General features: G+C 63.8%; 18 protein-coding genes and 1 pseudogene. 3 read left to right on the top strand and 16 right to left on the bottom strand.

Annotated elements, in window-relative coordinates:
* Positions 1-4 precede the first annotated feature (4 nt).
* The 9 genes from Q0319_RS17160 to Q0319_RS17120 form a co-directional block, all read right to left on the bottom strand.
* On the bottom strand, positions 5-712 hold the full coding sequence (locus Q0319_RS17160) for an ABC transporter ATP-binding protein (RefSeq protein WP_087782780.1): 708 nt from the start codon (positions 710-712) through the stop codon (positions 5-7).
* Positions 705-1,469, bottom strand: coding sequence for an ABC transporter ATP-binding protein (locus tag Q0319_RS17155; protein WP_296465709.1), 765 nt, complete (start codon positions 1,467-1,469; stop codon positions 705-707). Before Q0319_RS17155 ends, Q0319_RS17160 begins: the two co-directional genes overlap by 8 nt.
* Positions 1,466-2,485: a branched-chain amino acid ABC transporter permease gene (locus Q0319_RS17150; protein ID WP_296465706.1), complete on the bottom strand. Its 1,020-nt coding sequence runs from the start codon at positions 2,483-2,485 to the stop codon at positions 1,466-1,468. The genes Q0319_RS17155 and Q0319_RS17150 overlap by 4 nt, the downstream gene beginning before the upstream one ends.
* Before the next feature lie 2 nt (positions 2,486-2,487).
* Positions 2,488-3,348: a branched-chain amino acid ABC transporter permease gene (locus tag Q0319_RS17145; protein ID WP_299454715.1), complete on the bottom strand. Its 861-nt coding sequence runs from the start codon at positions 3,346-3,348 to the stop codon at positions 2,488-2,490.
* Between the two features lie 114 nt (positions 3,349-3,462).
* Positions 3,463-4,638, bottom strand: coding sequence for an ABC transporter substrate-binding protein (locus tag Q0319_RS17140; protein ID WP_296465699.1), 1,176 nt, complete (start codon positions 4,636-4,638; stop codon positions 3,463-3,465).
* Positions 4,639-4,762: 124 nt separating this feature from the next.
* Positions 4,763-5,548, bottom strand: coding sequence for a GntR family transcriptional regulator (locus tag Q0319_RS17135; protein WP_299454712.1), 786 nt, complete (start codon positions 5,546-5,548; stop codon positions 4,763-4,765).
* A gap of 331 nt (positions 5,549-5,879) precedes the next feature.
* Positions 5,880-7,112, bottom strand: coding sequence for an ammonium transporter (gene amt / locus Q0319_RS17130; RefSeq protein ID WP_299454857.1), 1,233 nt, complete (start codon positions 7,110-7,112; stop codon positions 5,880-5,882).
* Between the two features lie 120 nt (positions 7,113-7,232).
* On the bottom strand, positions 7,233-7,571 hold the full coding sequence (glnK, locus tag Q0319_RS17125; RefSeq protein WP_296468171.1) for a P-II family nitrogen regulator: 339 nt from the start codon (positions 7,569-7,571) through the stop codon (positions 7,233-7,235).
* 66 nt (positions 7,572-7,637) lie between these two features.
* Positions 7,638-8,354, bottom strand: coding sequence for a TorF family putative porin (locus tag Q0319_RS17120; protein ID WP_299454710.1), 717 nt, complete (start codon positions 8,352-8,354; stop codon positions 7,638-7,640).
* A gap of 279 nt (positions 8,355-8,633) precedes the next feature.
* On the opposite strand from Q0319_RS17120, the gene Q0319_RS17115 reads away from it, so the two are divergent.
* On the top strand, positions 8,634-8,933 hold the full coding sequence (locus tag Q0319_RS17115; protein ID WP_299454708.1) for an accessory factor UbiK family protein: 300 nt from the start codon (positions 8,634-8,636) through the stop codon (positions 8,931-8,933).
* A 123-nt stretch (positions 8,934-9,056) separates the two neighbouring features.
* Here the strand turns inward: Q0319_RS17115 and dmpG are convergent, their stop codons facing one another.
* The 5 genes from dmpG to Q0319_RS17090 all read right to left on the bottom strand — a co-directional run bounded on the left by dmpG (position 9,057) and on the right by Q0319_RS17090 (position 13,412).
* Entirely contained in the window at positions 9,057-10,064 is a 1,008-nt protein-coding gene (gene dmpG / locus Q0319_RS17110) for a 4-hydroxy-2-oxovalerate aldolase (protein ID WP_296468165.1), read from the bottom strand.
* A 10-nt stretch (positions 10,065-10,074) separates the two neighbouring features.
* Positions 10,075-11,025 (bottom strand): acetaldehyde dehydrogenase (acetylating), encoded by a 951-nt coding sequence (locus Q0319_RS17105; RefSeq protein ID WP_296468164.1) that lies wholly within the window; start codon positions 11,023-11,025, stop codon positions 10,075-10,077.
* A gap of 237 nt (positions 11,026-11,262) precedes the next feature.
* Positions 11,263-11,943: an isochorismatase family protein gene (locus Q0319_RS17100; protein WP_299454704.1), complete on the bottom strand. Its 681-nt coding sequence runs from the start codon at positions 11,941-11,943 to the stop codon at positions 11,263-11,265.
* 186 nt (positions 11,944-12,129) lie between these two features.
* Complete coding sequence (locus Q0319_RS17095) at positions 12,130-13,095, bottom strand: tripartite tricarboxylate transporter substrate binding protein (RefSeq protein ID WP_299454701.1); 966 nt, start codon at positions 13,093-13,095, stop codon at positions 12,130-12,132.
* Positions 13,092-13,412 (bottom strand): YciI family protein, encoded by a 321-nt coding sequence (locus Q0319_RS17090; protein WP_299454700.1) that lies wholly within the window; start codon positions 13,410-13,412, stop codon positions 13,092-13,094. Before Q0319_RS17090 ends, Q0319_RS17095 begins: the two co-directional genes overlap by 4 nt.
* 238 nt (positions 13,413-13,650) lie before the next feature.
* On the opposite strand from Q0319_RS17090, the gene Q0319_RS17085 reads away from it, so the two are divergent.
* Both Q0319_RS17085 and Q0319_RS17080 read left to right on the top strand, forming a co-directional pair.
* Entirely contained in the window at positions 13,651-13,971 is a 321-nt protein-coding gene (locus tag Q0319_RS17085; protein WP_299454698.1) for a hypothetical protein, read from the top strand.
* Complete coding sequence (locus Q0319_RS17080; protein WP_299454696.1) at positions 13,968-15,827, top strand: PHB depolymerase family esterase; 1,860 nt, start codon at positions 13,968-13,970, stop codon at positions 15,825-15,827. The genes Q0319_RS17085 and Q0319_RS17080 overlap by 4 nt, the downstream gene beginning before the upstream one ends.
* 72 nt (positions 15,828-15,899) lie before the next feature.
* On the opposite strand, the gene Q0319_RS17075 is transcribed toward Q0319_RS17080, so the two are convergent.
* Both Q0319_RS17075 and Q0319_RS17070 read right to left on the bottom strand, forming a co-directional pair.
* A complete protein-coding gene (locus tag Q0319_RS17075) occupies positions 15,900-16,883 on the bottom strand; it encodes a tripartite tricarboxylate transporter substrate-binding protein (RefSeq protein ID WP_299454694.1) in 984 nt (327 codons plus the stop codon).
* A 49-nt stretch (positions 16,884-16,932) separates the two neighbouring features.
* A pseudogene (locus tag Q0319_RS17070) lies at positions 16,933-17,405 on the bottom strand (N-acyl homoserine lactonase family protein); the annotation flags it as partial.

Here is a 17,405-nt window from a genome sequence, read left to right as displayed (position 1 = left end):
GGCGTCAGTGCTTGGCCACCCCCAACAGGCGGTCGAGCGTCGGACCGTCGGCCAGCAGGTCCCGGGCAGGGCTGCGGTGCACGACGCTTCCCCGCTCCAGCACGATGGCGTCGTGGGTGATGCCGAGCGCCTTGCGCGCATTCTGCTCGACGAGGATGGCCGACATGCCTTCGTCGCGGATGATGCGCTGCAAGACGTTCATCAACTCCTGGACGATGATGGGCGCCAGGCCTTCCAGCGGCTCGTCCAGCAGCAGCACCCGCGGATTCAACATCAGCGCCCGGCCGATGGCCAGCATTTGCTGCTCTCCGCCGGAGAGCTGATTCCCCATGTTGGCCCTGCGCTCCCGCAACCGGGGAAACATGTCGTAGACGCGCTGCAGATTCCAGGGACCGGGCAGGGCCACCGCCGTCAGATTCTCCTCCACCGTGAGCGACTTGAAAATGTTTCGCTCCTGCGGGACCCAGCCGATGCCCGCCGCGGCGCGCTGGTCGGGACGCAGCGTGGTCAGGTCCCTGCCGCCGAGCGTGATGCGGCCCGCAAAGCGGCGGGTATGCCCGACGATGGTGTTGATGAGGGTCGTCTTGCCAGTGCCATTGCGCCCCAACAGCGCGAGGGCGCGCCCTTCGTCCAAGGCGAGGTCGATGCCCGCCAGCACCTTGGCTTCGCCATATCCGGCGACGATGCCCTCGAGTTTCAACAGCTCAGGCATGCGCCCCTCCCACCGCTTCTTCGCCGAGGTACACAGCCTTCACGCGTGGGTCGCGCGCAATTTCGGCATTGGGCCCCTCCACGAAGAGCCCGCCATTGACCAGCACCGAAATGCGGTCGGCAAAGCTGAAAACCAGGTCCATGTCGTGCTCGATCAACAGAATGGTGACGTCATCGGGCAAGGCGCCGACGGTCTGGAGAATCTCGCGCCGCTCCCCATCGGGCACGCCGGCCACGGGCTCGTCCAGCAGGAGAACGCGCGGCTTGGCTGCAAGCGCCAGGGCGATTTCCAGCAGGCGCTGCTTGCCGTAAGGCAAGACTGCCGTCTTGCGGTCCATCACATCGAGCAGGTTGCATTGTTCGAGCACTGCCGCGCATTCGTCCATGATTTCGCCGCGACGCCCGAGCGGCCGCAAGAAGCGCCAGCCCTGCCCTTCCCGCTCGGCAATCGCCACCGCCATGGCTTCGGCCGGCGTCATTTCGGCGAACAGCTGATTGATCTGGAACGTCCGGACCAGGCCTTTCGACGCCCGCGCATGGACAGGCAGGCCCGTGATGTCCTCACCCTCGAGCTCGATGCGGCCCGAAGTGGGAGCGATCACCCCCGTGAGCAAATTGATGAGCGTGGTCTTGCCCGCGCCGTTGGGGCCGATGAGGGCTTGCCGTGCGCCACGCTCGACCTTGAGCGAGACCTTGTCGGTCGCGACCAGGCCACCGAATCGCTTGGTGAGGTCGAAGGTTTGCAGCACCGTTGTCATCGCTTGCCTCCGTGTCCGCGACGGAACCAGGTCCACGGGCGCACCAGCTTTTCATGGCCCACGACGACGATGACGACAAGCAGCAGGCCGATCCAGAACTGCCAGTACTGTGGCGTCATGCTGGACAGCCAGTCTTGCATGAATTTGAAGACCACGGCACCGATGATGCCGCCATACAAATAGCCGGCACCGCCCATGACCAGCATCAGCATCACGTCGGCCGAGCGGTGGAAATCCAGGACGTCGAGCGAAGCGAATCCGGTGGTTTGCGCCAGCAGGGCTCCCGCCACGCCGGCGTACGCCGCCCCGAGCGTGTAGACCGCGGCCCGCCGGCGGTTCACCGGCACGCCCATGATGGCGGCCCGCAAGGGATTCTGGCGGATGACGTGCAAAGACATGCCAAAGGGCGAATGCACGATGAACCGGGCGATGAAGAAGAGGACGGCCAGCACGGTGATCGAATACAGGTATGCCGTGCGACCGAACAGGTCGAATTCGAACCGGCCGAACAGCGGCACCATGGTGACGCCGGTCAGCCCGTCGGCGCCGCCGGTGAGCCAGTCGAGCTTGTTGGCGAGTTCGTAAAGTATGAGCGCCACGCCCAGCGTCACCATCAGCCGGGTCAGGTCGGACCCGCGCATGACCAGCACGCTGGTCACCAACCCCAGCAGCGCGCTCACGAGGGCCGATATCGCGAGCCCCAGCAAAGGATCCATGCCGAAGTGCTTGGCGAGCAAGGCTGCACAATATGCGCCCAGGCCGAAGAAAGCGGCGTGCCCCAGCGACACGATGCCGGCGTAACCCAAGATCAGGTCCAGCGACACCGCGAACAACGCCAAAATGGCCAACTCGTTCAAGAGCAGGAAGCCGCGGGGCAAGACGAAGGCGGCGCCGATCGCCACCACCCAGAAAACGATTTCGAACCAACGGATGCGCGACCACCGTGCGCCCAACGCGCGTATCGCCGAGGGCGCCGCTGCCGCTTCCTGCCGGGGGATTTGCGTCGCAACGGCCATTTTCACTTACCCCCTGCCCTGGCGAACAGCCCTTGCGGGCGCAGCATCAAGGTGATGATCATGACGCAATAAATAATGAAGGCTCCCAAGGTCGGGATGTAGTACTTGCCGGCAACGTCGGCGATGCCCAGCAGCAGCGAGGCCAACAAAGGCCCGGTAATGGTGGTCGTGCCACCCACGGCGACTACGACCAGGAAATAAATCATGAACTTCAGCGGAAAGGTGGGGTCGAGCCCGAGCAGGTCGGCACCGAGCGCACCGCCCAAGCCGGCAAGCCCGGAACCGAAGGCGAAGGTCGACAGGAAAACCAGGTTGATGTTGATCCCCAAGCCGCTGGCCGCGCGGGGATCATCCACTGCGGCACGCAGGCGGCTGCCGAAACGGGTCTTGCTCAGGATCAGCTGCAAGGCCACCACCAGCACCAGGCAGATGACGATGACGAAGAGCCGGTAATGCCCGACCCCTATGCCGGCGATTTCGGACCGCCCCGTTAGCCATTCGGGTAACTGCAGGAACTGCTGCTGCGACCCCATGAAGTAATCGACGGCCGCCGTCGCCATGAAGGTGAGCCCGATGGAAAACAGCACCTGGTTCAGGTGCGATTGGCCGTACACGCGCTTATACAGCGTGCGCTCGAGGATGGCGCCCAACAACGCGGAAACCACGAATGCCAAAGGCAGGCAAAGCAGGAACGGCACGTTGAGGCGCGACATGGCCAGCACCGTGACATAGCCCCCCGCCATGGCAAAAGCGCCGTGCGCAAGATTGATGAAGTTCATCAACCCCAGCGTGACGGCCAGCCCGCAGGCCAGCACGAACAACAGCATACCGTATGCGATACCGTCAAACAGAATGGTCAACAAGGAAAGCTCTCCCTGAACGCTCCCGCCCGCCTGAGGGCCGCCAGAGACGCCTGCCTTGCGGCCCGCATCGGGGCGGCCGCAAGGCAGCGCATCGGCGCGCGGGCAAGCGGACGACTACTTGATCTTCGCGGGGTCCTTGACGGCCTCGATCTTATCGAAGGGCACGTTATAGAGCCCGCCGTTCACGCGCTCGACCTTGGTGATGTAGACGTTCTGCACCATTTCGCGCGTTTCCGGATCGAGCATGACCGGGCCGCGCGGGCTATCCCACTTCAGCCCCTTCATCGCAGCCACCAACTTGTCGCCGTTGGTGTCGCCCTTGGTCGCCTCCAGCGCCTTATAGATGAGGTGCATGCCGTCGTAGCCACCTACGCTGTGGAAATTGGGGCGCAGGCCGTTGTTGGCCTTGGCCATGCCGGCGACATAGCTCTTGTTGGCCGGGTTGTCGAGCGCCGCGCTGTAGTGCATGGAGGTCACGACGCCCAGCGCCACGTTGCCCATGTCGTTGAGGATGTCGTCGTCGGTCACGTCGCCCGTGCCGATGAGTTTGATCCCCGCCTTGTCGAGGCCGCGCTCGGCGAATTGCTTCATGAACACGGAACCCACACCCGAGGGAACGAACACGAACACGGCATCGGGCTTGGCGTCGCGCACCCGTTGCAGGAAGGGCGCGAAATCGGGGTTGCGCACGGGTACGCGCAACTCTTGCACGACCTCGCCGCCGCTTTCCGTGAACACTTTCTTGAAGGAGTTCTGGGCATCGATGCCCGGGCCGTAGTCGGACACCAGGGTTACGACGCGTTTGATGCCATTCTGCGGTGCCCACTTGCCGATGCCCAGGGTGACCTGGGGCAGGGTGAAGCCCGAACGCACGATGTACGGCGACTGTTCCGTGATCATCGCCGTCGCGGCGGCCATCACCACCATGGGCACCTTCGCCTGGGTAGCGATGGGGGCCGTCGACAATGCCAGCGGCGTCAGGCCGAATCCCGCCAGCACGGCCACCTTGTCGTTGACGACCAGCTCTTGCGCCAAGCGCTTGGTCATGTCGGCGACGTTGGTGTCGTCCTTGACGATGAGTTCGATTTTCTTGCCCGCGACCGTCGTGCCATGCTGGGCCATATACAACCGCGCCGCGGCTTCGACCTGCCGGCCCGTCGAGGCGAAGGGGCCGGTCATGGGCAGGATGAGCCCGATCTTCACGACGTCCTGCGCCTGCACCGGCAGCGCCGAAGCGCCCGCCAGCACCATCGCGACCGTCATTTTGAGCAAATAGCGTTTCTTGTTCATGCGTGTCTCCTTGCCATCTCACTGATCACTTCAGTGTCGTCCTTCTTTAGCGGCCAACCCGCCGCCATGGGTCATGCTTGATCGTTAGCAGCCACTCCGAAAAAAGACAGCCCGGAACTCGCGCTCACCGCGGCATGCGCCGGCGTATCAGCCGCGCCCCGGGCAGTTGCTCGAACATGTGCTGATTGCGCAGCACCAACTGCATGTTGCGGAAGGCGATGCGTGCGTGCTCCCGCATGATGGCCTCGGCGCGCGCGCCCTCTCGATTCTCTATGGCGGTCAACACCATCCAGTGCTGGTCCTGTGCGACCGTCAGGCTCACCCAGGCCGTCTCGTCTTCGGCCTGCGCCTGCAGAAAGCCGTTGGGCGAAGCGAAGGGTAGATTGGTTGCGCGCGCAATTTGCCGCTCCAAGACAGGACTGCCCGGCAGGCAATGCAGCATGCGGTGAAAGCGATCGTTGAGCTCGATGTAGCGCGACAGGTCGGCCACGCCCTTGTCCCGCCCCTTGAGGGCCTTGTCGATGTCGTTCAGACAATCGCGCATCGCGTCGAGATCGGTGGAAGACACGCCCCGCTCGGCGGCCATGCGCGCGGCCAGGCCTTCCATGGTCCCGCGCACCTCGATGGAATCGCGGATGTCCGCCTCCGTGAACGCCTTGACCGCATAGCCCCCCGAAGGAATGAGCTCCAGCAGCCCTTCGTCTTCCAGTCTCGCCATCGCAGCGCGTATGGGCGTGCGGGAAATGCCGAGCCGCTCGGCCACGCTAGGTTCGGACAGCCGCGCGCCGGGCGTGAGCTCGCCCGAGAGGATGAGTTCGCGCAAGCCCAGCTCCGCCGCGATCGTCTGCGCTCCGCCCGACTTGGTCTTGTTACTTTCAACGCGAACGACTGTTGGGGTACGCTCGGTCATGGGGCCACCTCTGGAAAATTCCGGCGGGCCGGCGAAGCGGCGCGTGCAAGACACCCTGGGCGTCCGGCAGAACGGCAAAAGCGAATCATGTCTCCGTCTAGGTGGCTAGGGAAATTATTCTGGATACAAACTGTATACAGAATAGCTCGACATTAACAAGAGCTGCGCCGCGGCACTAGGGAAAACGCCAGGGTAGGTATACAGCCTCGCGTAGCTCGCCCTGCAGCGCCCGCACCCGTGTCGCCGGCCACGCGCAAAGAAAAACCGCCGCACCCCAAGAGAGGTGCGGCGGTTCTCGTCATCGCCCCCGAGAAGGCGATGCAAGGCCGAGTTACGAGTGATACGCGCTTTCGCCGTGGGTCGTGATGTCCAGGCCCTCGCGCTCGTCCTCTTCGGAGACGCGCAGGCCAAGCAGGGCATCGGCGATTTTGTACGCGATCAGGGCGACGATCGTGGTCCAAACGATGGTGATGACCACGGCTTCGATCTGGACCCACAGTTGGCCCATGATGGTCATGCCGTCGACGCCCGGGCCGCCCAGCACTTTGGCGTTGAAGATACCGGTCAGCAGCGCGCCGACGATACCGCCCACGCCGTGGACGCCGAACACGTCCAGGGAGTCATCCGCCTTGAGCATGCGCTTCAGGCCATTCACGCCCCAGACGCAGATCACGCCGGCAGCCAGACCGATGACCAGCGCGCCCACAGGACCGACCACGCCTGCAGCCGGGGTCACGCCCACCAGGCCAGCCACCGCGCCGGACGCAGCACCCAGCATGGAGGGACGGCCCTTGACGGCCCATTCGGTGGCCACCCAGCCCAGCACCGCGGCAGCGGTCGCAACCAGCGTGTTCATGAAGGCCAGCGAGGCGATGTTGTTGGCAGCCAGCGCGGAACCGGCGTTGAAGCCGAACCAGCCCACCCACAGCAGCGAGGCGCCGATCAGGGTCATGGGCAGGTTGTGGGGCGACAGCGCTTCCTTGCCGAAGCCCAGGCGCTTGCCGATCACATAAGCGCCCACCAGGCCCGCAACGCCGGCGTTGATGTGCACCACGGTACCGCCCGCGAAGTCCAGCGCGCCACGCTCGAACAGGAAGCCGTTCACGTCGCCGCCGAACCACACCATGTGCGCGATGGGAATGTAGGCGAAGGTGAACCACAAGACCATGAACAGCAGCACGGCGGAGAAACGGGCACGCTCCGCGAAGGCACCCACGATCAGCGCGCAGGTAATGCCGGCAAAGGTCGCTTGGAACGCGGCGAAGCTGAGTTCAGGAACGGTGCCCGACAGCGGGAACTCACCCGTCTCGGCATCGAAGAGGCCTTTCAGGAACAGGCGGTCCAGGCCCCCGAAGAAGGCGTTGCCTTCCGTAAAGGCGAGCGAGTAGCCGTAGACGAACCACAGCACCACGATCAGGGAGAACGTGACCAGGACCTGCATCAAGACCGAGAGCACGTTCTTGCTGCGAACCAGGCCGCCGTAGAAGAGCGCCAGGCCCGGCACCACCATCAGCAGCACGAGAATAGTCGAGGTGCTTAGCCAGGCCAAGTCGGCGCCGACCAGCGCAGGCGCTTCTTCAGCCAGCGCGGGGCCGGCGAACCAGGCCAGCGCGAGCGCCAGCACCGCCCCAAGTGCCTTCTTCATGGAAAGAGAATGCATTCTTTTCATTTTTGAGTCGTCCTATCAGAGGGCATCCTTGCCGGTTTCCCCAGTACGAATACGAATGACTTGTTCGAGCGGGAACACGAAGATCTTGCCGTCGCCGATCTTGCCGGTGCGGGCCGAATTCTCGATCGCTTCGATGGCGCGATCCACGAGATCGTCGTCGAGCGCGATCTCAACCTTGACCTTAGGCAGGAAATCGACGACGTATTCCGCGCCCCGGTAGAGCTCGGTGTGGCCCTTCTGGCGGCCAAAGCCCTTGATCTCGGTGACGGTAATCCCCTGGACCCCGATGCCGGAGAGGGCTTCGCGTACCTCGTCAAGCTTGAAGGGCTTGATGATTGCGGTGATGAGTTTCATGACGAACCCCACATGTTGTTGAAACGAAATGGCTTGCCGGCAGGCGGCCGGGGGCCGCCACCGGGGTTAGAACGATTTGCTGACGCTGAGCACCGCGCCAAAGCGGCCGGCGTTCTTGCCCCTGTTCGTAACGATCCAGTCCTTCTTGCTGGTCGAGACCAGCGAAAGGCCGAAGATCCAGCCGTCTACGTCCTTGGTGACGCCGGCCTTGTAGTCGTAGTAGTGCCCCAAGCCCGAGGGGTCGTTCTTGAGCTTCTGGTACCCGACGTGGGCGTTGGCGCCCCAGCCGTTGCCGAGGTCGAAGTCAGCGCCCAGGTCCAGGTAGTAGTTGTTCTTGCTGTCCGGCGTGCCGAAGAAATCGGTCAAGCCGTGCGAGTACTTCAGCGTGAAGGGGCCCCAGCCCACGGCGCCGTACAGCTCGAAGTTGTCAATCGTGCTGCCGTTCAGCTTGGAACCAGGGTAGTAGTAATAGAGGCCGCCCACGTCGAAATTGAAATCGCCATAATTGAACTTATAGCCACCGTAGAAATCCATCTCCAGGCTGCCGCCGCTGAACAGGCCGCTATCGACGTTGGAGTTCCAGTTGCCCAGGTACAGGCCGGACTTATGTTCAAAGTCGAAGCCGCCTTGGAAAGCCGGCTTCAGGTTGGTTTGGCTGAATCCACGGAACCGGTAGTCGCTGAACAGGCCAGCGTTGCCGGTGATGGTGAAGTCGGGCTCTGCCGCCAGGGCAGTCGAGGTTGCGCACAAGGCCAGAGCGATCGCAAGCAAGGTCTTTTTCATGGTTCGTTCCGAAGCGGGGTTATCAGCCAGTACGTCGTGGCATCGACAAAAACCTGTGCCAAGAGCCACGAACAGCGGCTCCACCTGTTACTGAGCATTTCCCGTGCCAGCTTGCAATCCCGATCAGTGCACCATGCCTGGGACTGTTTCGAACCAATTTGGTGCGGCCGCCGCCACCATGTGCGGGCCACGCACCATCTCGCGCACCACATCGGACGGCGGGCGGATTTCGCGCCGCCGGTCTACACTGGAGGCCAGCCGCTCAAGAGGAACAGCATCATGATCAACCGCTCCGACTGGTTCGAAGACCTGCAGAAAAACATCTCCGACCTAATCGCCCGCAGCCCGGCGGCCGATATCGAACGCAACGTCAAGGGATTCCTCGGGCAAACCTTCTCCCGGCTGGACCTGATTACCCGGGAAGAGTTCGACATCCAGGCCGAGCTACTGGCGCGCACCCGCGCCAAGGTCGATGCGCTGGAGGCGCAAGTCCAGGCGCTCGAGGCGCGGCTCGCGGCACTGGAGAAGAGGCCGTCCGAGCCTGCGCCCGGGACGCCCTCGGGCGGGCAAGGCATCTGAGTCCGAGCCGGGCACCCGGCCGGCACCGGAAAGCGAAAACAAAAAAGCCCTGGACGGTACCCCGTCCCGGGCTGTCAATGCGCCTTTCGGCGCCACGTGCACAGCTGATTCGCCTATCTGCTTTTATTTGGTCAGGTCGAGCGCGACGTCAACGATCATGTCCTCCTGGCCGCCCACCATCTTGCGGCGTCCCAGCTCGACCAGGATGTCGACCGTCTTGAGGCCATACTTGGCGGCGGCGGCTTCAGCGTGGCGCAGGAAGCTGGAATACACGCCGGCATAACCGAGTGCCAGCGTCTCGCGGTCCACGCGCACCGGACGGTCTTGCAGCGGACGCACGATGTCGTCCGCAGCGTCCATTAGCTTGTACAGGTCGCAGCCGTGGTTCCAGCCCATGCGGTCGGCCGCGGCGATGAACACTTCCAGCGGGGCGTTGCCCGCACCCGCACCCATGCCGGCCAGGCTGGCGTCGATGCGGTCGCAGCCCTCTTCCACCGCCACGATGGAGTTGGCCACGCCCAGGCTCAGGTTGTGGTGGGCGTGGATGCCGGTCTGGGTCTCGGGCTTGAGCACGTCCTTGAAGGCGCGGAAACGATCCCGCACGTCGTTCATGTTGAGCGCGCCGCCGGAGTCCACCACGTACACGCAGGTAGCGCCGTAGCTCTCCATCAGCTTGGCCTGTTCGGCCAGCTTCTGCGGCGTGTTCATGTGGCTCATCATCAGGAAGCCCACGGCATCCATGCCGAGGTTGCGGGCGTACTCGATATGTTGCTTGGAGACGTCGGCCTCGGTGCAGTGAGTGGCCACACGCACGACGCGGGCGCCGGCGTCATAGGCGTTGCGCAGGTCGTGCACGGTTCCCACGCCGGGCAGCAGCAGGGTCGCCACCTTGGCGTGCTTGACGGTGTCGGCCACCGCTTCGATCCACTCGAGGTCGGTGTGGGCGCCGAAGCCGTAGTTGAAGCTCGAACCGGACAAGCCGTCGCCGTGGGCGACCTCGATGCTGTCTACGCGGGCTTCGTCGAGCGCCTTGGCGATCTCGCGGACGTTCTGGATGCTGTACTGGTGACGGATGGCGTGGCTGCCGTCGCGCAGCGTCACGTCGGAAATATAGAGTTTCTTGTTGCTCATGATGCGATCCTTAGACGGCGGCCATCAGGTGGGTCTGGGCGAAACGTTCGGCGCACGCCAGGGCGGCCGAGGTCATGATGTCCAGGTTGCCGGCATAGGCGGGCAGGTAGTGGGCGGCGCCCTCCACCTCCAGGAATACGGAGGTCTTCAGGCCCGACAGCTTGCCCAGGCCCGGCACGTTCAGCGGCGCGTTCGGGGAAATTTCGTCGAATTGCACGCGTTGCTTGAGGCGATAGCCAGGCACGTAGCTCTGGACCGTGGCCACCATTTCGGCAATGCTGTCCTCGATGGCCTTGGTGTCAGCCATGTCGGAAAGGGTGTAGACCGTGTCGCGCATGATGAGGGGCGGCTCGGCCGGGTTGAGGATGATGATGGCCTTGCCGCGCGCCGCGCCGCCGATCACTTCGATCGCCTTGGAGGTGGTTTCGGTGAACTCGTCGATGTTGGCGCGCGTGCCCGGCCCGGCCGACTTGCTGGCGATGGACGCGATGATTTCGCCATAGTGCACCTTCGCCACGCGCGAGACGGCCTTGACGATGGGAATCGTCGCCTGGCCGCCGCAGGTCACCATATTGATGTTGGGCGAATCCAGGTGCTCGTCGATGTTGATGGCCGGGATGACGTAAGGCCCGATGGCCGCCGGCGTCAGGTCGATCACCTGTACGCCCTTGGCTTGCAGCAGCTCGTTGTGGCGCTTGTGGGCGCCGGCCGAGGTCGCATCGAAGGCGATCCGGATTTCGTCGAAATTGGGCATGGCCAGCAGGCCGTCAATGCCTTCCGCCGTGATGGGCACGCCCAGTCGCTGGGCCCTCGCCAAGCCATCGGAATTGGGATCGATCCCGACCATGGCGCCCATTTGCAGGTACTTGCCATGCCGCAGGATCTTGATCATCAGGTCCGTGCCGATATTGCCCGAGCCGATGATCGCCACTTTCGCTTTGTTGTCGTCTTGCCGCCCCATGAGCCGCTCCTGAGTGTGGTGATGCTGATACGGATACGACCGATAGTATCTTCCAGGAGGGCGGAAATAGCCTTGCTTTTTATGGGTCGTACGGCTCCCTGGCAAGAAGATCCTTTTCCCGTTTCCATTTTCGGAGAAAGAAATCCCTTTTCAAACGATCCAGGCCCGCGAACCGGCTGGAATCGCCCGTCAAACGCGCGACTCCAGCCGGAAATTCAAGGCGGAGGGAAAAACCCTTCACTTGCGCTGGGAATCCAGCACTTCGTTGTTCTTGGCCACGGCCTGCGCCTTTGCGTAGCTTTCCATGAGCAGTTGATAGGCGGGGAAAATTTTGGTGTAGACCTGGGCCCACTCCGCCGCATCCTGACGGTTCCACGAGCCTTGGAGTTCCGAGGCCACCGCCGCCGTGTCCATCGGCACGACGCCGGCCTGCACGACCCGGGCCAGCGTGATTTCCTGCGCCATCTTGTTGTAGGTGCCCGAGGCATCGACCACGGCGAAGACCTGATAGCCGTCATGGGCCGCGCTGATGGAGGGGAAGGCCATGCATACGCTGGTTATGGTGCCGGCGATGATCAGCTGCTTCTTGCCGGTGGCCTTCACCGCCGCGACGAAATCCGGATTGTCCCAGGCGTTGATCTCGCCCCTGCGCGCAACATACTGGGCATGCGGCGCATTTTCGTGAATCTCGGGAATGAGCGGGCCGTTCGGACCTTGCGGCACCGACGCCGTGGTGATGACGGGAATCTTCGCCAGCGTCGCCATCCTGGCCAGCGCGGCCGCGCGAAGCCGCAGCTCGGGCATGGGCATGTCGCCGACAGTCTGGAAAAGACCACTCTGGTGGTCGATCAGCAGCATTGCCGCATCGGACGGGTTGATGGCGGGTTTCTGGCCATTGAAGTTGGCAGGTGTGCTCATGATGCCTTCTCCTTGGAAATCCGGCGAAGGCCGGGGGAAGTGCCGCTCACGCGTTCCAACGTGGCGTGGAATAGAGTATGAATAAGCCACAATGGCGCCGCTAGACGGCTTTATTTGCCATCAGAGTTCCATTTTTGGAACGATGGCGACGGTCCGCCCCCCGGGGTATTTCCTTGCGGACTTCCTTTATTTGTCGATGCGAACCGTGCCCGCTGCGAACAGCTTCTTCCACCGCGCATCTTCACTGCGAAGGTAGCGCTCGAAACCGGCGCTGTCCATGTCGTCGGGCTCGCCGCCCAACCGCAGCAAGGCTTCGGCGGCCTCGTCCCGCTTGAGCACCTGGCGCACCGCGCGGGCCAGCCGCTCGACCACGGGCGCCGGCGTACCCTTGGGCACCGCCAGGCCGAACCAGGAAGTCAGGTCATACTCCGGCACGCCGGCCTCCACCATCGTCGGCACCTGGGGCGCGCCCGGCGAGCGCACGGCGGTGGTGACCGCCAGCGCACGCAACTTGCCCGCCTGGATGTTGGGCAGCGCGCTGATCAGGCTGTCGAACATGAAGGCCAACGTGCCAGTCTGCATGTCTACCTGCGCCTGCGCCGTGCCCTTGTAGGGCACGTGCGTCAACTTGATCCGCGCCAGCCCGCCGAACAATTCGCCGGCCAGGTGGCTGGCCGAGCCTATGCCGGCCGAGCCGTAGTTCAACTCTCCCGGCCGGGCACGCGCATACGCCACGAGTTCGGACACCGTCTTCGCCGGCAGCGAGGGATGCACGACCAGCACGTTGCCCACGCCGGTAATGCGCGTGATGGGCGCGAAATCGTCCACCAGGCTGTAGCCGGTCTCCGCGGGATTGATGATGGGATTGAGCACGTCGGCAAACGCGCACAGCAGCAAGGTATGGCCATCGGGGGGCGCGCTCTTCACCGCCCGGGTCGCCAGCGCCCCGCCGGCGCCTGGCCGGTTCTCCACCACCACTTGCTGGCCCAGGCTCTCGCCCAGCAGGCGCGCGACGAGGCGCGCGCAGGTATCCGCCGGGCCGCCCGCGGCGAAGCCCACCAGGGTGCGGATCGGCTTGTCGGGAAAAGCGGCGAGCGCGGGCAGGCCCAGCGTGGCCAGGGAAGCCAGGCCAAAGGCACGGCGCGTGATCATGGCGAAGACTCCCGGCCCAGGAAGTGGGTATTGATACGGCGCACGACCATGCGGCGATAGATGCCGGCCTGCGCGTACGGGTCGGCGTCGGCCCAGGCCCGCGCCTCTGCCAGGGAATCGAAGGCGGCCACCAGCAGGCTGCCGCAGTAGTCGCCTTGCGCGGCGTCCGAGTCCCGCAAGGGACCCGACACGACCACGCGGCCTTGTGCGGCCAGCTCCGAGCGGCGGCGGATGTGCGCCTCGCGCAAGGGGGCGCGCAGCGCCTCGCTGTGGTCCACGTCCTCGGCGTACATGAGGTAAAGCGCGGGGCCGGTCATGAAAGTGCGGCCGGAAGGCGGGGGATGGTGGGCATGATCTGAACGAGTCCGGAAAACGGAACATCCGTGATGAACGATTCACAGATGTTATTCGGGCTCTTTCAGAATTGGGCGCCTTTGGTCCGGTATATGGACCATCGATGCATATGAGAAGCTGCACCGACCTTCCCGCACCGCGTCCAGCGCCGTGCGGACGGCATCGAGGGTCAGCTCGCGCGTGATGCGCGTCCAGTCTTCCATGCCGGCTCCCGCTTCAGGTGAATACGCTCAGGAATTTCTCGTTATCTCGCAACAGACGCAGATCATCTTCACCCTCGCTTGGAATCGCGGCTGGCTGCAGCATCAACAGCCTGGACCCGTCCCAGCAGGGTCGGCGCGCCGCACTGGCAGCCCGCAGCGAGCGCCAGGAAACATTGAGCCACAGCAGATCGACGTCAATGCTTTCAAAGCATCAAAAGCAAGAAAAACGGCATTGTCCAAGCAGAAACCGGTTTGCGACGATGCGCCTCCAGACTCAACGAGACAGGAGCCGCAGAAGACCTCGACACTCGTGAAGTGAGCCGTAACAACCGGCACGCCACGCCACAACGTGCCGATCGCATCCAACTACGACTAACGCGCGCGGCCTATCGCATCGCCGATCCAGGCGCGTGGGTAGCCACGACAGAAAAACCACTGGAGACAGACATGAGAAGCACCCATTCGAATCACTGGCATCGAGTTACCTGCCTTGGCCCGCTGGCCATCGCAATCGCTCTGGCCGCTTGCGGAGGCGGTGGCGCCGAACCGCCGGCCAGCGACCCGCCGCCGGTTGGAGCGCAACCGGACAGCCCAGCCAGTCACGTCGCACTCGAACGGGCCACGGTGACGGTCAATGGCGTGGAACGCGATTACTTCGTCTATGCGCCAGCCAACATTGCGGAACTCAGGGAATATGATGCGCGCGGCGTGCGCGTGGTGATCTCTCTGCACGACAACGGCCAGGACGGTCAAGAGAACGCCGATCGCACGGGCTGGAGCGAGGTCGCCGATGCGTACGGCTTCATTGTTCTCTTCCCCAACGCTGTGGGCAATACCTGGAACATCGGCGGGATCGAGGAACTGGACTATATCAAGGCCGCATCCGCCGCGGTCAAGACGAAGTTCTCGCTTGCCTCCAATGCCCAGATGTACCTGACGGGTATAGGCGCGGGTGCAGCCTATGCGCATCATCTGGCGATCGTTGCGCCGGAACTCGCCGCGGCCGTGGCCGGCGTTGGCGAGGTTGCTCCTGCCTCGACCTTTGAGCTGCCAGCCGACCGGCGCCCCGTTTCGGCGATGGCCGCGTGGATCATCCGGGACAGCAGTTCGTCGCTCAGCTTGAACGAGATGAAGCAGGTCGCTTACTGGAGCACTGCCAACGGCGCGTCGACGGCCACCGGTACCGACTCGTCGGCAGCGCTGGACACCATTACGTACGCGCATCCCGGCAACGAAGTACAGGCGGTCAAGGTGTCGAACCTGCGTACGGGTTCGAAAGGCGACTCCAAGGCGGTGAGCGAACAGATCTGGACGCAGATGTTCGATCGCACCATTCGTTTCCTGGACCACACGGGCACCAACGGAACCCTGCACCGCAACGAGTCCATCACGTCGATGAAGCTCATCGAAACCACCAAGGAATTCTCGGGCGGTCCGCGGCGCTGGTTGACTTACCTGCCGTCCAACTACGACGCGTTGGTGGCACGCGGCCAACGGCTGCCTGTGCTTTTCTCCTTCCATGGCCGTAACGGATCGGCGCGCTACCAGGCTTTAATCACCGACTGGAACAAGGTAGCGGAGGAGGAGGGATTCATCGTCGTGTACCCACAGGGCATCGGCGCGACCTGGAGCGTACCGATGGACCCGGACGCCCGCGACGTGCGCTTCTTCCTGGACCTTCTTGCTCACATCCAGGCTACCTACGCAGTGGACAGCACGCGCTTGTTCCTCAATGGCTCATCTGCGGGTACGGCGATGACCAACCGCATCGCAGTCCAATACCCCGAGTTGTTCGCGGCCATTGCGCCCTGCTATTCAGGTCACCTGAGCCCGGCGAGCTACCAGAATCCGATCGTGAAAACGAATGTGCCGCTGCCGGTTTGGCAATGCCGCGGTGAAGATGAACCGCCCACCAGTTTCCCGGGTGGCACGGCGGGGGAAACGGCCGCACGCAACTTCTGGCGCGAGACGGTGAACCGCAACATGGGCCCCTTCACCCTGCAGGTCGATGGCCGGCGCAAGACGGAGATCTGGAACGATGGCCTGGCCGAGTACCGCTGGCAGGTCACCGACAATGTGCCGCACTTCTGGCATCCGGGTCAGGCGCGCAAGATGTGGGATGAGATGCTGTCGAAGTACAGCCGCGCCTCGGATGGCACCCTGATTCGCCACTGAGGTACCCATTGCGGGTAGCGGCATGCGCTCTGTGCTGTGCCGGCAGCATCTGGCACAGCACAGAGCCGCAACTCATTCGGCGTACTCGCCGGCCTCCTGGATAACTTTGGCCCAGCGCATCGTCTCCTGTTCGACGAACTTGCGGTGCCCCGAGGGCGACAGCCGATCATCGCTGACCACGGTGAGGCCAAGAGCTTCCTGGCGCTGGATGAGCTGCGGGCCCTTCAGCGCCGTGCGCAGCGCAGTATTGAGCTTGCTCAGCACTGCAGACGGCGTGCCCTTGGGGGCGTACAGGCCGTGCCAGACTTGCACGTTGAATCCCTTGAGGCCGGCCTCGTCCAGGGTTGGCGTACCCCTGAGCGCAGGGATGGACAGGCGCTGCGTGCTGGTCACGCCGTAGACCTTGACGCGCTTGCCCTCGATCTGGGGTACCGCGTTCGTGGCCTGTTCGCACATCAGGTCGACACTGCCGCCCATGAGGTCCGTCATGGCCGGAGCCGTGCCTTTGTAAGGAACCGCGGTGAGCTTCTGATTCAAGGCGTTCTGAAGCATGAGCCCGCATAGATGCGACGCCGAGCCCAGGCCCGCGTGCGCCAGGTTCACCTTGCTGGCGTTGTCCTTGAGCCAGCCTCGCAGTTCGTTGAAGCTGTTGGGAGCCAGCGTGGTCTTGCCGATCACCACTGATGGCGCTTCGTTGATCAGGCCAAGCATTTCGAAATCCTCGGGTCCGGGCACCTTGGAGCTCAGCTTGTGGTACAGCGTGGGCGCCGTCGCCATGCCAATGTGGTGCACCAGCAAGGTATAGCCGTCGGGCGCGGCGCGCGCCACTCTGGCGGAACCGATGGTACCGCCCGCTCCGCCCGCGTTCTCCACCACTACGGCCACGCCCAACGGCTCGCGCAGCGCCTCGGCGAGATCGCGTGCGATCTTGTCGCTCGGGCCGCCCGCGGCAAAGGGCACCACCAATGTGACCGGCTTGACGGGGTAGTCCGCGATCGCAGCGGAACCGGAGGCCCCCAGCACGGCGGCCACCAGCGATTTGAGGATCATCTTCATATTTGTCTCCTTCTCCTGTGATACGAGTGACGTGGCGCGGGCCGCTACGTCACGCATCGCGGTAACCCACGCCCACCTTTCCGCCTCCCGTGAGGTCAAAGAAGGTCGTGGACTCCAACGTCTCCGAGAACCAGGCCTCAATGCCCGCGCGGCGCGTGCCCAGGTACTCAGGTTGTCCTTCGGCATCGAGCCGCATGCTCAGATCGTGGCCCGGGATCAGGATCGTCTCCGGGTGTGCGCGCCAGTAGCGCCAGATCGTCTCGATGCTCCGGGCGCTCTGCACGGCATCGAAGGTCATGGCCACATCCTGGGACAGCAGTTCGGCGCGGTTCTTCGCCGCGTCACCTGTGAACAACAGGTGCTGCGGGTTGCCGGTGAAGTAATAGGCCAGGTGGCCCGGCGTGTGGCCCGGCACATCTACCGCCTCGAACCATTGCAGAAAACGCTGTCCACCCTGAAGGCGCTGCACGCGATCGAGCGATGCCAACTCGCGCGCGTGCAGTTCCGCCAGCGGATTGAAGC

The organism is uncultured Pigmentiphaga sp., from assembly GCF_937950555.1.
Classification (GTDB): Bacteria; Pseudomonadota; Gammaproteobacteria; order Burkholderiales; family Burkholderiaceae_B; genus Pigmentiphaga.
Note: the sequence above shows the minus strand (reverse complement) of the source record. Positions and strands in the feature narration are given on the sequence as shown.

Excerpts from the sequence above, each read along its gene's own strand:
- Q0319_RS17160 (WP_087782780.1), bottom strand. The coding sequence starts at position 712 with ATGCCTGAGCTGTTGAAACTCGAGGGCATCGTCGCCGGATATGGCGAA.
- Q0319_RS17155 (WP_296465709.1), bottom strand. The coding sequence starts at position 1,469 with ATGACAACGGTGCTGCAAACCTTCGACCTCACCAAGCGATTCGGTGGC.
- Q0319_RS17150 (WP_296465706.1), bottom strand. The coding sequence starts at position 2,485 with ATGGCCGTTGCGACGCAAATCCCCCGGCAGGAAGCGGCAGCGGCGCCC.
- Q0319_RS17140 (WP_296465699.1), bottom strand. The coding sequence starts at position 4,638 with ATGAACAAGAAACGCTATTTGCTCAAAATGACGGTCGCGATGGTGCTG.
- Q0319_RS17135 (WP_299454712.1), bottom strand. The coding sequence starts at position 5,548 with ATGACCGAGCGTACCCCAACAGTCGTTCGCGTTGAAAGTAACAAGACC.
- glnK (WP_296468171.1), bottom strand. The coding sequence starts at position 7,571 with ATGAAACTCATCACCGCAATCATCAAGCCCTTCAAGCTTGACGAGGTA.
- Q0319_RS17120 (WP_299454710.1), bottom strand. The coding sequence starts at position 8,354 with ATGAAAAAGACCTTGCTTGCGATCGCTCTGGCCTTGTGCGCAACCTCG.
- Q0319_RS17115 (WP_299454708.1), top strand. The coding sequence starts at position 8,634 with ATGATCAACCGCTCCGACTGGTTCGAAGACCTGCAGAAAAACATCTCC.
- dmpG (WP_296468165.1), bottom strand. The coding sequence starts at position 10,064 with ATGAGCAACAAGAAACTCTATATTTCCGACGTGACGCTGCGCGACGGC.
- Q0319_RS17105 (WP_296468164.1), bottom strand. The coding sequence starts at position 11,025 with ATGGGGCGGCAAGACGACAACAAAGCGAAAGTGGCGATCATCGGCTCG.
- Q0319_RS17100 (WP_299454704.1), bottom strand. The coding sequence starts at position 11,943 with ATGAGCACACCTGCCAACTTCAATGGCCAGAAACCCGCCATCAACCCG.
- Q0319_RS17095 (WP_299454701.1), bottom strand. The coding sequence starts at position 13,095 with ATGATCACGCGCCGTGCCTTTGGCCTGGCTTCCCTGGCCACGCTGGGC.
- Q0319_RS17090 (WP_299454700.1), bottom strand. The coding sequence starts at position 13,412 with ATGACCGGCCCCGCGCTTTACCTCATGTACGCCGAGGACGTGGACCAC.
- Q0319_RS17085 (WP_299454698.1), top strand. The coding sequence starts at position 13,651 with ATGCCGGCTCCCGCTTCAGGTGAATACGCTCAGGAATTTCTCGTTATC.
- Q0319_RS17075 (WP_299454694.1), bottom strand. The coding sequence starts at position 16,883 with ATGAAGATGATCCTCAAATCGCTGGTGGCCGCCGTGCTGGGGGCCTCC.